Origin of the sequence: Pseudomonas sp. C6002, from assembly GCF_013385805.1 — a bacterium.
In the GTDB taxonomy this organism is placed as follows: Bacteria; Pseudomonadota; Gammaproteobacteria; order Pseudomonadales; family Pseudomonadaceae; genus Aquipseudomonas.
Window position 1 is genome coordinate 68,835 of sequence record NZ_JACAPH010000018.1, and the last position, 15,393, is coordinate 84,227.

Here is a 15,393-nt window from a genome sequence, read left to right on the forward strand (position 1 = left end):
CTTTTTCAAAAGCGTGAGATTAGTCCGAGGCTGACACGCTGAGGTCATGCCACTTCTTATCCGACTCGGCCAAGTCTGCCGCTGCCCGGGCGGCGTATTGCACGGCATCGCTGCCGATCAGCAAGCGTAGCGGGGCGTCTTTGTTCAGTGCCAGCTCCAGCACGATTTCGGCAACCCGGTCCGGACCCGTCGGCAGGATGCCGGGGGAGTTGAGCAATTCAACCAGGGCGCCGACCGTTTGTTGGTAGGGCTCACTGATGGCCGGAATCGTCATGGAACTGCCCGACCAGTCCGTGCGCATGCCGCCCGGCTCCAGCACGGTCACCTGGATGCCCAGTGGCGTGACTTCCTGTGCCAGTACTGTGGAAAATCCACCGACTGCCCATTTCGCACTCTGATAAGCGGCCAGGCCGGCCATGCCGATGCGGCCACCCAACGACGATACCTGGAAGATATGCCCACGGCCCTGGGCGCGCAGCACCGGCACCACCGCCTTGCTCACGTGCACCACACCATAGAAGTTGGTGCTGATCTGCGCGGAAAAATCCTCCAGCGTCACATCTTCCACCGACGCCAGGTCACCGTAGCCGGCGTTATTGACCACCACATCCAGGCGACCAAAATGTTTCACCGCGGCATCCACCGCTTCCAGCACCTGCTGGTTGTTGGTCACGTCCAGCGTGACCGGATAAATCGCCTCGCCGTAGTCGGCCACCAGGTCATCCAACTGCTTGGGATTGCGCGCGGTGGCAACCACACGATCACCGGCGCGCAGGGCGGCTACGGTAATCGAGCGGCCGAGGCCGCGGGAACTGCCGGTGATAAACCATATCCTGGACATTCGAACACCTCTTCGTTTGAGACTGCGGGAGTAACTTGTGAACGAATGATGGTCGACGGGCCTCTCTCATACACTAGCAAGAGGCCGCCAAGTGACTTGCATATCACGCCATTTATTCTGCGGCCAACCGTGCCGACAGGCTTTCGATAAACACCGTCTCCGCCCGGCTCATCTTCTGCTCACGGTTCCACAGCAGGTGGATATCCACGTCGGTAATCCCTTCGTCTGGCGGCAAGCGCCAGAGCAACCCATGCTTCACATCCTCGGCCACCACATGAATCGGCAGGCAGCCCAGGCCAAACCCGGCAATCACCAGGCGCCGCACTTCCTCCAGGCTGGAGGACGACGCCACGATGCGCCCGCTGAAGCCCTGCTGGTCGCGAAAGATCGTCAACGGCGAGAGCATCCCGCCGATCTGGTCGCTGGTAAAACTCACGAAGTTCTCCGACTGCAAATCTCCCTCCGCCAGCCCGGTGCGTCCGAACAACGGGTGATGCCGCCCGCAAAAAAATGCATAACGCTGACGCAGGAACAGGTGCTGCTCCAGCCGTGGTTGCGGCCGGCGATTGAGGCTCAGGCCCAGCGTCGCGGTTTTCTCCAGCAGGGCGGCGACGATGTCAGAGCTGCGCATCACCTCAACGTCCAGGTCGACCCGGGGATGCTGGCGATGGAAGTCCGCCAGGAAGTCATCAAAGGTGTCCGAACTGATCCGGCTGATCATCAGCAACCGCACTTTGCCAAGCACCTCGTCGCCAGGCTTTTGCAGGGCGTTGCTCATCTGCGAGACCTGGCCATACATCTCGCCGGCGATCGCGAAGATCTGCTCGCCGGCTTCGGTCAGCACGAAGCGCGGGCCGCGCCGGGCGATCAACTGGCAGTCGAGCTGTTCTTCCAGGCGCTTGAGCGCCTGGCTGATGGCCGGCTGGGTGAGGTGCAGGCGGGCGGCGGCGCGACTGATGCTCAACTCCTGGCCGATCACCCGGAAGGTGCGCAACAGGTTCCAGTCCAGGCGGTCATTGAGCAGCGGATGAACATCGCGGCGGTTTTCAGGCATGTCGACAGCTCGATAATAAGCAGGATTTATAATCGGAATAATAAATAGAAAATTGACTAATCATAGGGCTGAGACGAAAAATCACCCTCAACCAGCGCCATCAGAGCGCGTGCGCCAGTCCTTTCTCCTGCCAAAAAAATAACCAAAGGAGCCAGCCCCATGAAGCCTTCCGCTTCGCCGCAGCCGCGCCGTGCCGCGGCCGCCGCTTTCATCGGCACCATGATCGAGTGGTACGACTTTTACATTTACGCCACCGCCGCCGCGCTGGTGTTCGGTCAATTGTTCTTCCCTTCCGACGACAAACTGTTCAGCACCATGGCCGCGTTCGGCACCTTTGCCGTGGGCTTTTTCGCCCGGCCATTGGGCGGCATTGTGTTTGGGCATATCGGTGACCGTATCGGTCGCAAGAAATCCCTGGTGATCACCTTGGTGATGATGGGCGTGGTCACCGTATGTATCGGCCTGTTGCCGACCTATGCGCAGATCGGCGTCGCGGCGCCGGTGTTGCTGGTGCTGCTGCGCATCGTGCAGGGCATCGCCGTTGGCGGCGAGTGGGGCGGGGCGGTGCTGATGGCCGGCGAACATGCACCCAAAGGCCGTCGCAATTTCTTTGCCTCCTTTGCGCAACTGGGTAGCCCGGCGGGTTTGATCCTGTCGTTGCTGGCCTTCAGTGCGGTAACCCGTTTGCCGGAGGCCGACCTGCTCAGTTGGGGCTGGCGCGTGCCGTTCCTGGCCAGTGCCTTGTTGTTGATCGTCGGTCTGGCAATCCGCCTGGGCGTCAACGAATCGCCTGAGTTCCTGGAAGACAAAGCCAAGGCAGAAAAGGCCCGGACCATCACTCAGGATCAGGCCCCGGTGATCGAAGTGCTGAAAACGGCCTGGCGCCCGCTGCTGCTGTGCATCGGCGCCAACACCCTGGGGATTGCCGGGGTGTATTTCACCAACACCTTCATGATTGCCTACACCACCCAGCAACTTAACCTGCCGCGCTCGTTGATTCTGGAATGCCTGTTTGTCGTGGCCATCATCCAGTTCTGTGTCCAGCCGCTGGCGGCCTGGGTGGCGGAGAAGGTCGGTGCCACTCGTTTTCTGTGTGCGATGAGCGTGCTTGCGATGGCCTCGCCTTATCCGATGTTCGTGCTTGTCAGCAGCGGCCAGGCGCCATTGATCATCCTCGGCATCGCCCTGGCCGTGGTGTGCATGGCCTCGTTTTATGCGGTGATCGCCGGCTTCGTCAGCGGCTTGTTCGAAACCCGCGTGCGCTACACCGCCATCTCCCTGGCCTATCAAGTGTGCGGCGCGCTGGCCGGTGGCCTCACGCCGTTGATCGGCACCTGGCTGGCCCATGAATACCAGGGCCAGTGGTGGCCGATGGCTGTGTTCTACAGCGCGATCGCGGCGGTTTCGCTGCTGTGCGTACTTGCGTTGTCCCGGCGTCACGCCACCGCCCACCGTCTTGAAATGGCTTGAAGCGTTTGATTGGAGAATGTGTATGTTGAAGATTGATGGCGAGCGCCTGTGGGCCAGCCTGATGGCCATGGCCGAGATCGGCGCCACGGCCCGCGGTGGCAGTTGCCGCCTGGCGTTGAGCGCCGAAGACCAGGCGGGCCGCGCACTGTTCAGCCGCTGGTGTGAAGAGGCCGGGCTGACCCTGAGCGTCGATGCCATCGGCAACCTGTTCGCCCGCCGGGCTGGCACCGACCCTGAAGCTGTGCCGGTGATGATGGGCAGCCACCTCGACACCCAGCCGGAAGGGGGGCGTTTTGATGGCGTCTATGGTGTGCTGGCCGGACTGGAAGTGATCCGCAGCCTCGACGACCACGGCATCAAGACCCGCAAACCGCTGGAAATCGCGGTGTGGACCAACGAGGAGGGCGCCCGGTTTACCCCGGCCATGCTCGGCTCGGCGGTGTTCACCGGCACCTTGGCGTTGGATAACGCGCTGGCCACCCGGGATGTCGCCGGTGTCAGCGTGGCGGATGCGTTGCGCAGCACCGGCTACAACGGCGAGCGCCCCTTGGGTGGCGCGGTGGATGCGTATTTTGAAGCGCACATCGAGCAAGGTCCTATTCTGGAAGACAACGCCAAGAGCATTGGCGTGGTCACCGGTGGGCAGGCGATTCGCTGGCTCGACGTGCGCGTGGAGGGCATGGCCGCCCATGCCGGGACCACGCCGATGCCACTGCGCAAGGACGCCTTGTATGGCGCCGCGCAGATGATCCAGTCGCTGGAAAACCTGGCGGCTGATTTTGCGCCTGAGGGCCTCACGACCGTGGGTGAATTGAGCATCGCCAAGTCGTCGCGCAACACCATTCCCGGCTTGCTGAATTTTACCGTCGACCTGCGTCATCACCGCGACGCCGACATAGAAGCCATGGAGCAACAGGTGCGTGCCCGCTTGCAGGACATCGCCGCCCAACGTGGTCTGAGCGTCACCGTCAGCCCGCACTGGATCAGCCCGGCGACACCGTTTGATGCCGAGTGTGTCGCCTGTGTGCAGTCCGCCGTGGATGCGTTGGGTTATGCCCAGCAATCGATTGTCAGCGGTGCTGGCCATGACGCCATCCACCTGGCGCGGTTCTGCCCCACGGCGATGGTGTTCATTCCGTGCGTGGGAGGCTTGAGTCATAACGAAGCCGAAGATGTGCTGCCCGAGGATGTTCGCCAGGGCACCGATGTATTGCTCAATGCCGTGTTGAAACGTGCCGGCCAGGCTAATTAACGAAACATTTCTGCAAGGTTGAACGCGATCAAAATGTAGGAGCTGGCTTGCCTGCGATAGCGGTGGTTCAGGCAACAAATTTGTATCTGAGCCACCGCAATCGCAGGCGAGCCAGCTCCTACAGGTCCGGTGTTCAACCGCAGATGTGTGCCCATCAGGAGAAATCCCATGCGTACTTATTTCCACCCCGAACAACTCCTGCACCATCCTCGCAGCTACTACTCCCGTGGCCAGATGCGTACCCCGCAGGAAGTCCCGGAGCGCGCCCGCAATCTGCTGCTGGCCGCGCAAAACCTGGGCTTCGACATCCAGCAACCCCACGACCACGGCCTTGATCCACTGCTGGCTGTGCACGGTGCGGCCTACCTGGCCTTCCTCCAGGAAGCCCACCAGCGCTGGAAAGAAATCCCCGAAGACTGGGGCGACGAAGTCATGTCCAACATCTTCGTGCGCGAGCCCAACGCCCTGCGCGGCATCCTTGCCCAGGCGGCGCGCTACCTCGCCGACGGCAGTTGCCCAATTGGCGAACTCACCTGGCGCTCGGCCTATTGGTCCGCCCAAAGCGCCGTCGCTGCCGCCCGGGACATCCTCGACGGCGCACCCGCGGCCTACGCGCTGTGCCGCCCGCCAGGCCACCACGCGCGTTTTGATGCAGCCGGTGGGTTCTGCTATATCAACAACGCGGCGGTTGCGGCGCAGGCGTTGCGCGCTGGCTTCGAGCGCGTCGCCGTGCTCGACACCGACATGCACCATGGGCAAGGCATCCAGGAGATTTTCTACGAGCGTGATGACGTGCTGTACGTGTCGATTCATGGCGACCCGACCAACTTCTATCCGGGGGTTGCAGGCTTTGCGGAGGAGCGCGGCGCAGCCAAGGGGGAAGGCTTCAACCTCAACCTGCCGATGGCGCATGGCGCGAGTGAGGCGGTGTTTTTCCAAAAGCTGGAACTGGCATTGAAGGCAGTGAAGGACTTCTCGGCGGACGTGCTGGTGTTGTCGCTGGGGTTCGATATCTACGAGCTGGATCCGCAAAGCAAAGTGGCGGTGACGCGGGAAGGATTTGCGCGGCTGGGGGAGTGCATTCGTGGATTGGGGTTGCCGTGTGTGATCGTGCAGGAGGGCGGGTATCACCTGGAAACGCTGGACAGTAATGCTCAGGCTTTTTTTGCAAGTGCGCAGGCGTGGTCAATGTAACCCGCTGAATAAAGCGCCCCGGACTGCCTTGGAAATACATTCAAGGCGCGTCCGACCCGTGGGCCTTTCACGTCGATAATTTATATCTCTTAACTTCTGGTCGACACCCCTAAAGTCCCGCCCCGACTGGCCGAAACTCTGTCATACGATGTCGTATGCTCATAATGAGAACAATCGCCATGTCGCTCCGCAGCCTGTCCATCGCCCGCCGTGCGGGTCTCGGTTTTGCCTTGATTGCCTTGCTCGTGGCGCTGTTGGGGTTCTTTGCGCTCTCGAACATGGCAAGCATCCGCGAAAGCGCCGTGCAGGTTGAAAGTGGCCTGGTGCCGAAAATGCGCCTGGTCTCGGATATCCGCGAAATCATGCTGCGCATCCGCACTATTTCCCTGCGCATGGCCCTTGATCCCAATCCCGCGAGCCTCTCGCAATACCGTAGCCAGATGGACACCCGCAGCCAGGATCTGACGAAGAAACTGGCCGACCTGAATGCGGTGATTGATACCCCCGAGGTACGCAATCTTTATGATCAGTTCCAGGTCTCCCTGCGTCAGTATCAGCAAGGTCTCACTCAGTCATTCATCCTCGCCGACAAGCAGCAGACCGCCGAGCTGAACAAGTTGCTGCTGGTGGACATGAAGACCGTGGTCGACGGTTCCGGCAATCAGCTCAATGCCCTGGCCGACTATTACAACGCCCAGATAAACCTGCAGGGCCAGACGGCCGAGTTGCAGTACAGCCGCTCGCGCACGATGGTCTTCGGCTTCGTGCTGCTGGCCGCGTTGAGCACCGTGGCCCTGGCCTGGTTGCTGACGCGTAGCATTGTCGGCCCGCTCAGCCACGCGGTGCGCGCCGCAGAAAACGTCGCCCAAGGCGACCTGACCCAGACCGTTGAAGTCACCGGCGATGACGAAGTGACGCGCCTGCTGGTGGCGTTGCAGACCATGCAAGGCAGCCTGCGCAGTACCTTGCAGCTGATTCGCCAGTCGGCCGGGCAGATGGCCGCGTCGGCCACCGACCTCAACGGCATCACCGACCAGAGCAGCCGTAGCCTGCAAAAGCAGACCGCTGAAATCGAGCAAGCCGCCACCGCGGTCAACGAGATGACCTCGGCCGCCGATGAGGTGGCACGTAATGCGGTCTCCACTTCCGAATCCACCCGGCTCTCCAATGAAACGGCCCGTGACGGCCAGCAGCGCGTCGGCGAAACCGTCAGTGCGATTCAGGCGTTGAGTACCAACATCGGTGAAACCTCGAGCCTGGTGCAAAACCTCGCCGATCAATCGCGGGACATCGGCAAGGTGCTCGATGTGATTCGCTCCATCGCCGAGCAGACCAACCTGTTGGCCCTGAACGCCGCCATCGAGGCGGCGCGTGCCGGTGAGTCCGGGCGTGGCTTTGCCGTGGTGGCCGACGAAGTGCGTGCGCTGGCCCATCGCACCCAGCAATCGACCCTGGAAATCGACCAGATGGTCACCGCGATGCGCAGTGGCTCCAGCGAGGCACTGACCTCAATGCAATCGAGCACCCAGCGGGCCAGCGAAACCTTGATCCTGGCCGAAGGCGCCGGTGGAGCCTTGAGCCAGATCACCGACTCCATCGACCAGATTCACCAGCGCAACCTGGTCATCGCCAGCGCCGCCGAGGAGCAGGCGCAGGTGGCCAAGGAAGTGGATCGCAACATCGTCAATATTCGTGACCTGTCTGCGCAGTCGTCTTCGGGAGCGGGGCAGATCAACGGGTCGAGCCAAGAGCTGGCGCGCTTGGCCGTGTCGCTCAATGAGGCGGTGGCGCGGTTTCAGCTGTAACCGGGTCTAGTCGTGCCACGGATGGCACCAGCTCCAGGATCCGGTCACGACCCCCTTCGGCCACCAGGTACGTTCCCTTCGTCGTACGCACAATCGACTGTGGCGCCTTCAGGAAAGACAGGATCGTCTGCTGGCGTCCTTGCTTGTCGATCAACAACAAACGCGCGCGGTGGGTGGAATCCTCGTTGATCCATAACCCGCGTTCATCGCACATCAGGAAGGTGGGTTTGTTCAAATGGCTCAGTACCACCGGGTCGCTACCGTCGATGGTCAGCTCTCGCACCACGCCCTTCTTCTTTTCTGTGTAGAGCATGCGCCCATCCGTGCAGCGAACAATCGACTCGCCTTCGCTGAGTTGGTCACGCACGACGCTCAAGGTCCTGTCGCTCCAGTGATAGCGCAGAATCCGCGCCCCGACCTTGCGGTCTTCGATGGCATACAGGTACTCGCCGTCGTCCCACAGCCCTTGCACGCTTTCTCCCCTGAACAGCTCGGTGACGACGCCGTCCTTGAGGAAGCTGACCGGCGCGCCGTCCACTTCCTGGCTGAACACCCAACCGCCCTGAGTGGCGACCATGCCATCGGGCTTGGATAGTTTTCCTACAACCAGCTCGCGTTTTCCGTCGGGCAAGATGCGTACGATACTGCCAAGCCCATCGCTCAATTCCTGGCTCACCATCAGCGAACCGTCGGGCATCGGCATCAGTGATGCGGCCTTTGCTACGTCTCGGTGGACGACATGAACACTCCAGTCTTCGGCTGCACTGACCGGGTAGAAGCTTTGCCAGGCGAAGAAGCCCAAAGCTGCAAGGCAGAGCAAACCCAGGAGCCACAACCCCGCTCGAAGCGCTCGATAGAGAGGCGCAGGGCTGGAAGTCCTTTTTATTGTTTCATCCATTGATTGCGTTACCAGTCTGTATTCGTGAGTGGAAAAGATTGCCGCTGCGGTTGATTGTCGTCGTCATCCTGCAAGAGGCTCTAAGCAGGAATTTTCCCGCATAAAGAATTTCCTTTATACCCATGCATGAGTGGTGCGAGAAACATAAAGGGACCGCAGGCATACAGCGGGGATTTGGCAGGAGGCGAGTTGCACATAGGCAATTTCAGTGGGAGTGGAACTACAGCCCATACAGTCATTCCGCACCATTCACGTTTGGTAGGTTGTGGTCGGGTGTTGGTGTGAGCATCTTTATCATCGGGAAGGGCTAGATGGATCCCTACGCATCCAGTAAGACAAATCAGCAGTGTTGTGCTGACAACTGTTTTTCCCATGCTAGACCTGTGAGGTGGTACCTAAGAGCTGTCAGTATTGACGCTTTTCAGAAGTCTCGTTTCCAACCCACGCAAATTCCCTGCTGATATGTATGACCGCATATTTTCCGTAGGGTTATTGGCTAATCCCGAGTCTGTGGCCCGCGCCAATAGCATCCCGCCAGCCTCCATACGATAATGCCCGCCAAATCTGCTCAACCAATGGCTGCCCCCGTGATCATCAACTTCGACCTCAACGACCTCCAGGCCTTCCGCGCCGTCGTAGACAAGGGCAGTTTCCGTGCGGCGGCCGAAGCCATCCGTATCTCCCAGCCGGCCCTCAGCCGGCGTATCGAGAAGCTCGAATCCGCCCTCGACGTCAAACTCTTCGAGCGCACCACGCGCCGGGTCAGCCTGACCATGGTCGGCCGCGCGTTCCTGCCGCAAGTCGAGCGCATGCTCGATGACCTGGACATCGCCCTGATGGGCATCAGCAACGTCGCCTCGACCCGCATGGGCAATGTCACCATCGCCTGTGTGCCCTCCACCGCGTACTACTTCATGCCCCACGTGATCTCCGAATTCCACAAACTCTATCCGAAGATTCGCCTGCGGGTCTTGGACGCGAGTGCGGGCGAGGTGTGTGCGGCAGTGGAAAGTGGCGAGGCGGATTTCGGCGTGAGTTTCAGCGGCAGCCTGGCAGACGGGGTGGAGTTCGAGCTGTTGTTGCAGGAGCGTTATGTACTGGCCTGTCGCCGGGAGCACCCGCTGGCGGACCGCGCCAGTGTGACGTGGGCCGAGGCGTACGAGCACGACTACATCACCGTGGACAAGACCTCAGGCAACCGCTTCCTGCTGGACCAGGCCCTGCGCGGCGTGCGGGTGAAGAAACCAAGCATCTGCGAAACCCATCACGTGACGACCATGATCGGGCTGGTGGAGGCGGGGCTTGGGGTGGCGATGGTGCCGTCGATTGCGATGCCGGGCGGCGAACATCCGATTCTGACGAGCGTGCCGCTGGTGGAGCCGGAGGTGGTGCGCAACGTGGGGTTGATCAAGCGCCGCGGGCGTACGTTGACGCCGGCGGCACTGGAACTGGAGCGGTTGACGCGGGAGATGCCGTTCCGGTCAGTGTGAGACCGAATCCAGGCCGGTGGATTGCACCACGGGTTGCGCCTGGGGCGAGGCGAGGAATTGCAGGAGCTTTTTCGCCTGCGCCGGGTGCTGCGCATTTACCGGAATGCCGGCGGCAAAACGGGTGACGGACTGCACGTCTTCAGGGATCTTTCCGACGTAGGTCACGCCTGGAATTGGCAGCAGTTCGGACACCTGTTGCAAGCCCACTTCGTAATCACCCTTGGCCACCTGTGAGGCCACCGGGATGCGTTCGATCATGGTGCCCTTGGACGGCATGCCGAGCTTCTTGAACAGTTCCTTTTCGACGTAGACGCCGCTGGCGCTGTCCGAGTACGCGACGGATTTGGCGTTGGTCAGTACCGTCTTCAGTTCGGCATCGGTGGCAATCGAGGGCTTGGCCGCGCCTTCCTTGACCACCAGGCCGATGCGCGAGTCCGCCAGTTCAACCCGGGACGCTTTGTCGACCTTGCCTTGCTTGATCAGCTCATCCAGGGCGTAGCCGACCATGATCACCACGTCGGCGTGTTCGCCACGGGCCAGGCGGTTGGGAATCGCTTCCGGCGCCTTGCCCATCGACGGGCCGAGGATGGTGTCGAGGGTGTCGCCGCTCTGGGTGGCGTATTGCGCACCCAGCACCTTGTAGGCAGCGGTGAAGCCGCCGGAGGTCATGACTTTCAGCTCTTCGGCGTGGGCGACCATCGCCAGGGAACCGATCGCCAGTACCGCCAGTGTTTTCAGCATGGGGTTCATCAGTGCGACTCCTCAGGCAACTTGCAGACGGGCGCTGGCGCGGCGATACAGTGCGAACGTCGCGCACAGGGCGCACAGCGCGGCGAACATCAGCCAGTAGGCGGGCGATGCCTTGTCGCCCGTCTCGTGGATAAACCAGGTGGAAATCGCCGGGGTAAAACCGCCGAAGATCGCGGTCGCCAGGCTATAGGCCAGGGAGAAGCCCGCCACACGCACTTCCACCGGCATGATCTCGGTCAGGGCCGGGATCATGGCACCGTTGTACATGCCGTAGAGGAAGGAGAACCACAGCAGGGTTTCCAGCATGTGCGCGAAGCTTGGCGCATTGACCACGTAGGAAAGTGCCGGGTAAGCGGTCAGCACGGTCAAAGCAGTCATGGCGATCAGCACCGGCTTGCGGCCAAAACGGTCACTGAGGGTGCCACCGATGGGCAGCCAGATGAAGTTCGACACGGCCACCAGCAAGGTCACCAGCAGGGCGTCGGCGGTGGTCAGGTTGAGTACGGTTTTGCCGAAGGTGGGTGCGTACACGGTGATCAGGTAGAAGGCCGTGGTGGTCATCGCCACCATCATCATGCCGCCGATCACGATGGTCCAGTTCTTCACCAGGGTGGCCAGCACTTCGCGCATGGTCGGGCGATGCTTGCGGTTGGCGAACTCTTCGGTTTCCTGCAGGTTGCGGCGCAGGACGAAGATGAACGGGATGATCACGCAGCCGATGGCGAACGGAATGCGCCAGCCCCAATCGGCAACCACGGCTGGTTCCATCCACTGGTTCAGGCCATAACCCAGGGCGGCCGCGACCACGATGGAGATCTGCTGGCTACCCGATTGCCAACTGGTATAGAAACCCTTGCGGCCCGGGGTGGCCATTTCGGCCAGGTACACCGACACGCCGCCCAGTTCGGCACCGGCCGAGAAACCTTGCAACAGCCGGCCCATCAGCACCAGCAGCGGTGCCCACAAACCAATGGTGTGATAGCCGGGCACCAGCACGATCAGCAGGGTGCCACTGGCCATGATCGCCAGGGTCACGATCAAGCCTTTGCGACGGCCCACATCATCGATGTACGCGCCGAGGATGATAGCCCCCAGCGGACGCATCAAAAAGCCCGCGCCGAACACGGCGAAGGTCATCATTAATGACGCAAATTCATTAGCGGCAGGGAAGAAGGCCGCGGCGATATAGGTGGCATAGAAACCGAACAGAAAGAAGTCGAACTGTTCGAGAAAGTTGCCGGAGGTGACGCGAAAGACCGCGCCGACTTTGGAGCGGGCAGAGTCAGGCCGTGAAGGGTTTTGCATTTTCTTGTGTCTCCAGCGTTCTTTTTAAAGTGCTTGTTTCGCTTAAGACCGCGGATAGTGGCTGACACATTTGGAAATGATAAGTGAGTTGTTTACATGTATTGATGCGTCGTGGTTATCAATTGCCGGATGCACACAAAACCGCTCCCTCATCTATGCTTGCCCAGTGTGTCCAATTCTTACGGATGGGAGGTGGGTATGAGCAACGAACAGAAGCAGCGCGAAGAGTTGGAGCAGGAGCGGGCGAGGAAGCTTCGCGAGGAAGAAAAGCCGCAGACCTGGAAGCATCCGGACGATGGCACCGAGCTGTCCGAGCGTGACCAGGAGCGACCGCTCAAGCCCTGATGCAGGCAATTCACTGTGGCGAGGGAGCTTGCTGTGCCGAGGGAGCTTGCTGCGGCGAGGGAGCTTGCTCCCGCTGGGCTGCGAAGCGGCCCCAAGATTTTTGGGAGCGCTTCGCACTGGAGCGCCAGCCCGGTCCAGCGGGAGCAAGCTCCCTCGCCACATTACGATTTACTGAATCGGCATTCCCAACTCCACCAGCGTGCCATCTGGGCACCGCACACTAGAAACAACCTTTGCGCCTCCCCACGCCGCCCTTGAAGTTCATCCCGCCCTGCGAAGCAGAGGGTGGTGTCGCCGGTATCCCGCTCGCCATAGATCCCTGATTAATACAGTCGACGGCGACTGAAGCCATACCGTCAACGGGAAACTATTTGACATATTTGATTTGTGATCACATATTGGAGCCATAAGAACGACAACACAGGTTTTGACTCATGACAGATGGCCCGCTTCTCCTTCCCACCTTGCGCCAGGTGTCCCGCGATACCTTGCAAGACCAGGTCTATCGCCAGATCCGCGAAGCCTTGATGAGTGGTCGTTTCCAGCCCGGCCAGAAACTCACCATCCGCGGCCTCGCCGAAGCCCTCGGCTCCAGCCCCATGCCAGTGCGCGAAGCCCTCCAGCGCCTCAGCGCCGAAAACGCCTTTGAAGTCACCGAAACCTCTCGTCTGCGGGTACGCATGATGACGGTCGAACGCCTGCGGGAAATCCGCGATGCGCGGGTCGCCCTGGAAGGTTTGCTGGCAGAAAAGGCCGTATTGCTCCTGGAAAAAGCCGACCTCGACGAAATCTCCGACCTCTGCCAACAGATGCAACAGGCCGCCGACGAAGTCGACGTTTCCCGCTACCTGTGGACCAACTTCGCCTTTCACCGTCGGATCTATGCCGTCGCCCAGGCCGAATTGACCATGGCCGCCGTGGAAAACTTCTGGCTGCACATGGGCCCGTGTTTTGCCCTGGTCGCCCCCGATAAAGCTCACTTGCAACGCTCGATGGAGGCGCATACGCGCATCGTCGAAGCCCTGGCCGCCCGCGATGGCGCCGGTGCCCGCGCGGCCGTGACCGATGACATCATGCAGGCCGCCGATTCCCTGGCGCGCCTGCTCGTCAAGAACGACCGTTCGCGGTCGTCTGTTTCAGGAGGTAAACGTGCATGAGTGTCCTACAGCGGCTGCAGCCCTATCCTGGGTTACGTGTGTTGATTTCCGGCGGGGCTGCCGGCATCGGTGAAGTGTTGGCGGCGGCCTATCTGGAGGCGGGTGCCAAGGTGCATGTGTGTGATGTCAGCGAACCGGCCCTGGCGGCGTTTCGCGACAAGTACCCGGGCACTGTCGCCACCCGTGCCGACGTGAGCGATGCCGCGCAGATCGAGGCGGTGTTCCAGGTGCAGCGCGAGCAATTCGGCGGGCTGGACGTGCTGGTCAACAACGCCGGGATTGCCGGGCCCACCGGCGGCATCGACGCCATCAGCGATGCCGAGTGGCAAGCCACGATCAATATCAACCTGACGGCGCAATACCGCTTTGCCCACCACGCGGTGCCGATGCTCAAGGAATCGTCCCACGGCCATCTGCTGCATATCGCCTCGGTCGCCGGGCGCCTCGGCTACGCCTGGCGCACGCCGTATGCGGCGACCAAATGGGCCATCGTCGGCCTGATGAAATCCCTGGCCTCGGAGCTGGGCGAAAGCGACATCCGCGTCAACGCCTTGCTGCCCGGCATCGTTGAAGGCCCGCGCATGGACGGCGTGATCCGCGCCCGTGCCGAACAGGTCGGTGTGCCGGAAGCCGAGATGCGCCAGGAATACCTGAACAAGATCTCCCTCAAGCGCATGGTCACCGCCGAAGACGTCGCGGCCATGGCCTTGTTTCTCTGCTCGCCCGCCGCCCGCAATGTCACCGGCCAGGCGATCAGTGTCGACGGTAACGTCGAGTACCTGTAGGCCGCGTCAGCGTTTAGCCAGGGAAGAACACACAAGTTACACCCGGGATTTTTTTCATAAGAATAAAAGTCGGAGAATCGTCATGTCCAAAAATCGTCCTGTGATCATCACCTGCGCCGTCACCGGTGCCATCCATACGCCGTCGATGTCGCCGCATTTGCCGATCACCGCGCAGGAAATTGCCGACGCCGCCATCGGTGCCGCCGAAGCCGGCGCCGCCATTGTCCACCTGCATGCCCGTGATCCCATCGATGGCCGTCCCAGCCAGGACCCCGCGCTGTTCGCCGAATTCCTGCCGCACATCAAGGCCGCCAGCGACGTGGTGATCAATATCACCACCGGCGGCGCACCGACCATGGGCGTCGAAGAACGCCTGCAACCGGTGATGCAGTTCAAGCCGGAACTGGCCTCGCTGAACATGGGCTCGATGAACTTCGGCCTGTACGAAATGCTCAACCGCTTCACCGAGTTCAAGCATGACTGGGAGCGTCCGTACCTGGAAGAAAGCGACGACCGGATCTTTCGCAATACCTTCCGCGACATTACCCACATCCTCAATTCCTGCGCCGAGAACCGCACCCGTTTTGAAATCGAGTGCTACGACATCGGCCACCTGTACACCGCCGCCCATTTCCTGGAGCGCGGCCTGCTGAAACCACCGTTGTTTATCCAGTCGGTATTCGGTTTGCGCGGTGGCATCGGCGGGCACCCGGAAGACCTGGCCCATATGCGCCGCACCGCCGACCGCCTGTTTGGCGACGACTACGTGTGGTCGATCCTCGGCGCCGGCCGTGGGCAGATTCCGCTGGCCACCATGGGCCTGTCCATGGGCAGCAACGCCCGGGTCGGCCTGGAGGATTCGCTGTGGGATGGCCCGGGCAAACTGGCCGCGTCCAACGCCGACCAGGTACGGCGCATTCGCACAGTGATCGAAGCCCTCGGCCATCAGGTCGCCACGCCGGATGAAGCGCGGGAAATCCTCGGGCTCAAGGGGCGTGACCAGGTCAATTTCTAAGTGATAAACCGGCCGCGTCACGGCGCGGCCAT

The 15,393-nt window shown here is 61.2% G+C and carries 14 protein-coding genes and 1 pseudogene; 10 read left to right on the forward strand and 5 right to left on the reverse strand.

The genetic code is table 11. The features are described 5' to 3' along the window. Positions 1 to 19: 19 nt before the first annotated feature. Together HX817_RS12715 and HX817_RS12720 are read right to left on the reverse strand one after the other, a co-directional pair. Positions 20 to 841: an SDR family NAD(P)-dependent oxidoreductase gene (locus tag HX817_RS12715; protein WP_102368300.1), complete on the reverse strand. Its 822-nt coding sequence runs from the start codon at positions 839 to 841 to the stop codon at positions 20 to 22. Between the two features lie 112 nt (positions 842 to 953). Further along, entirely contained in the window at positions 954 to 1,895 is a 942-nt protein-coding gene (locus HX817_RS12720; RefSeq protein ID WP_003211934.1) for a LysR family transcriptional regulator, read from the reverse strand. Positions 1,896 to 2,054: 159 nt separating this feature from the next. On the opposite strand from HX817_RS12720, the gene HX817_RS12725 reads away from it, so the two are divergent. From HX817_RS12725 to HX817_RS31620, 5 genes and pseudogenes are all read left to right on the forward strand, one after another. Further along, positions 2,055 to 3,365: an MFS transporter gene (locus tag HX817_RS12725; protein WP_177040325.1), complete on the forward strand. Its 1,311-nt coding sequence runs from the start codon at positions 2,055 to 2,057 to the stop codon at positions 3,363 to 3,365. Positions 3,366 to 3,387: 22 nt separating this feature from the next. Beyond that, positions 3,388 to 4,617, forward strand: coding sequence for a Zn-dependent hydrolase (locus HX817_RS12730; RefSeq protein WP_177040326.1), 1,230 nt, complete (start codon positions 3,388 to 3,390; stop codon positions 4,615 to 4,617). Positions 4,618 to 4,785: 168 nt separating this feature from the next. Next, positions 4,786 to 5,811, forward strand: a complete 1,026-nt coding sequence (locus HX817_RS12735; RefSeq protein WP_177035881.1) for a histone deacetylase family protein — start codon at positions 4,786 to 4,788, stop codon at positions 5,809 to 5,811. 179 nt (positions 5,812 to 5,990) lie between these two features. Beyond that, positions 5,991 to 6,758, forward strand: a pseudogene (locus HX817_RS31615) (MCP four helix bundle domain-containing protein); the annotation flags it as partial. A gap of 48 nt (positions 6,759 to 6,806) precedes the next feature. Further along, positions 6,807 to 7,616 (forward strand): methyl-accepting chemotaxis protein, encoded by an 810-nt coding sequence (locus tag HX817_RS31620; protein ID WP_371316412.1) that lies wholly within the window; start codon positions 6,807 to 6,809, stop codon positions 7,614 to 7,616. On the opposite strand, the gene HX817_RS12745 is transcribed toward HX817_RS31620, so the two are convergent. After that, positions 7,585 to 8,436 carry a hypothetical protein gene (locus HX817_RS12745; RefSeq protein WP_177040327.1) on the reverse strand — a complete coding sequence of 284 codons (852 nt, stop codon included), beginning with the start codon at positions 8,434 to 8,436 and terminating at the stop codon, positions 7,585 to 7,587. The two genes, HX817_RS31620 and HX817_RS12745, sit on opposite strands and share 32 nt — an antisense overlap. Positions 8,437 to 9,101: 665 nt before the next feature. Here HX817_RS12745 and HX817_RS12750 point away from each other — a divergent pair. Next, on the forward strand, positions 9,102 to 10,004 hold the full coding sequence (locus HX817_RS12750; RefSeq protein WP_008437881.1) for a LysR family transcriptional regulator: 903 nt from the start codon (positions 9,102 to 9,104) through the stop codon (positions 10,002 to 10,004). Here the strand turns inward: HX817_RS12750 and HX817_RS12755 are convergent. Both HX817_RS12755 and HX817_RS12760 read right to left on the reverse strand, forming a co-directional pair. Then, the gene (locus tag HX817_RS12755; protein ID WP_087692592.1) at positions 9,996 to 10,754 is read right to left on the reverse strand and encodes a substrate-binding domain-containing protein; all 759 of its coding nucleotides are present in this window, start codon (positions 10,752 to 10,754) and stop codon (positions 9,996 to 9,998) included. The two genes, HX817_RS12750 and HX817_RS12755, sit on opposite strands and share 9 nt — an antisense overlap. Before the next feature lie 12 nt (positions 10,755 to 10,766). Next, complete coding sequence (locus HX817_RS12760) at positions 10,767 to 12,059, reverse strand: MFS transporter (RefSeq protein WP_003211917.1); 1,293 nt, start codon at positions 12,057 to 12,059, stop codon at positions 10,767 to 10,769. A 198-nt stretch (positions 12,060 to 12,257) separates the two neighbouring features. Between HX817_RS12760 and HX817_RS12765 the strand changes: the two genes are divergently transcribed. The 4 genes from HX817_RS12765 (at position 12,258) to HX817_RS12780 (ending at position 15,361) form a co-directional block, all read left to right on the forward strand. Then, positions 12,258 to 12,404: a hypothetical protein gene (locus HX817_RS12765; protein WP_166742144.1), complete on the forward strand. Its 147-nt coding sequence runs from the start codon at positions 12,258 to 12,260 to the stop codon at positions 12,402 to 12,404. Positions 12,405 to 12,838: 434 nt separating this feature from the next. Then, positions 12,839 to 13,561 carry a GntR family transcriptional regulator gene (locus HX817_RS12770; RefSeq protein ID WP_003211913.1) on the forward strand — a complete coding sequence of 241 codons (723 nt, stop codon included), beginning with the start codon at positions 12,839 to 12,841 and terminating at the stop codon, positions 13,559 to 13,561. Continuing rightward, positions 13,558 to 14,346 carry an SDR family oxidoreductase gene (locus HX817_RS12775; RefSeq protein ID WP_010176559.1) on the forward strand — a complete coding sequence of 263 codons (789 nt, stop codon included), beginning with the start codon at positions 13,558 to 13,560 and terminating at the stop codon, positions 14,344 to 14,346. The genes HX817_RS12770 and HX817_RS12775 overlap by 4 nt, the downstream gene beginning before the upstream one ends. Before the next feature lie 82 nt (positions 14,347 to 14,428). Beyond that, positions 14,429 to 15,361 (forward strand): 3-keto-5-aminohexanoate cleavage protein, encoded by a 933-nt coding sequence (locus HX817_RS12780; RefSeq protein ID WP_008437904.1) that lies wholly within the window; start codon positions 14,429 to 14,431, stop codon positions 15,359 to 15,361. Positions 15,362 to 15,393 lie beyond the last annotated feature (32 nt).

Bases quoted from the DNA above. Each gene is read 5' to 3' on its own strand.
- HX817_RS12715 (WP_102368300.1), bottom strand. From the start codon at position 841: ATGTCCAGGATATGGTTTATCACCGGCAGTTCCCGCGGCCTCGGCCGC.
- HX817_RS12720 (WP_003211934.1), bottom strand. From the start codon at position 1,895: ATGCCTGAAAACCGCCGCGATGTTCATCCGCTGCTCAATGACCGCCTG.
- HX817_RS12725 (WP_177040325.1), top strand. From the start codon at position 2,055: ATGAAGCCTTCCGCTTCGCCGCAGCCGCGCCGTGCCGCGGCCGCCGCT.
- HX817_RS12730 (WP_177040326.1), top strand. From the start codon at position 3,388: ATGTTGAAGATTGATGGCGAGCGCCTGTGGGCCAGCCTGATGGCCATG.
- HX817_RS12735 (WP_177035881.1), top strand. From the start codon at position 4,786: ATGCGTACTTATTTCCACCCCGAACAACTCCTGCACCATCCTCGCAGC.
- HX817_RS31620 (WP_371316412.1), top strand. From the start codon at position 6,807: ATGGCCGCGTCGGCCACCGACCTCAACGGCATCACCGACCAGAGCAGC.
- HX817_RS12755 (WP_087692592.1), bottom strand. From the start codon at position 10,754: ATGAACCCCATGCTGAAAACACTGGCGGTACTGGCGATCGGTTCCCTG.
- HX817_RS12760 (WP_003211917.1), bottom strand. From the start codon at position 12,059: ATGCAAAACCCTTCACGGCCTGACTCTGCCCGCTCCAAAGTCGGCGCG.
- HX817_RS12765 (WP_166742144.1), top strand. From the start codon at position 12,258: ATGAGCAACGAACAGAAGCAGCGCGAAGAGTTGGAGCAGGAGCGGGCG.
- HX817_RS12770 (WP_003211913.1), top strand. From the start codon at position 12,839: ATGACAGATGGCCCGCTTCTCCTTCCCACCTTGCGCCAGGTGTCCCGC.
- HX817_RS12775 (WP_010176559.1), top strand. From the start codon at position 13,558: ATGAGTGTCCTACAGCGGCTGCAGCCCTATCCTGGGTTACGTGTGTTG.
- HX817_RS12780 (WP_008437904.1), top strand. From the start codon at position 14,429: ATGTCCAAAAATCGTCCTGTGATCATCACCTGCGCCGTCACCGGTGCC.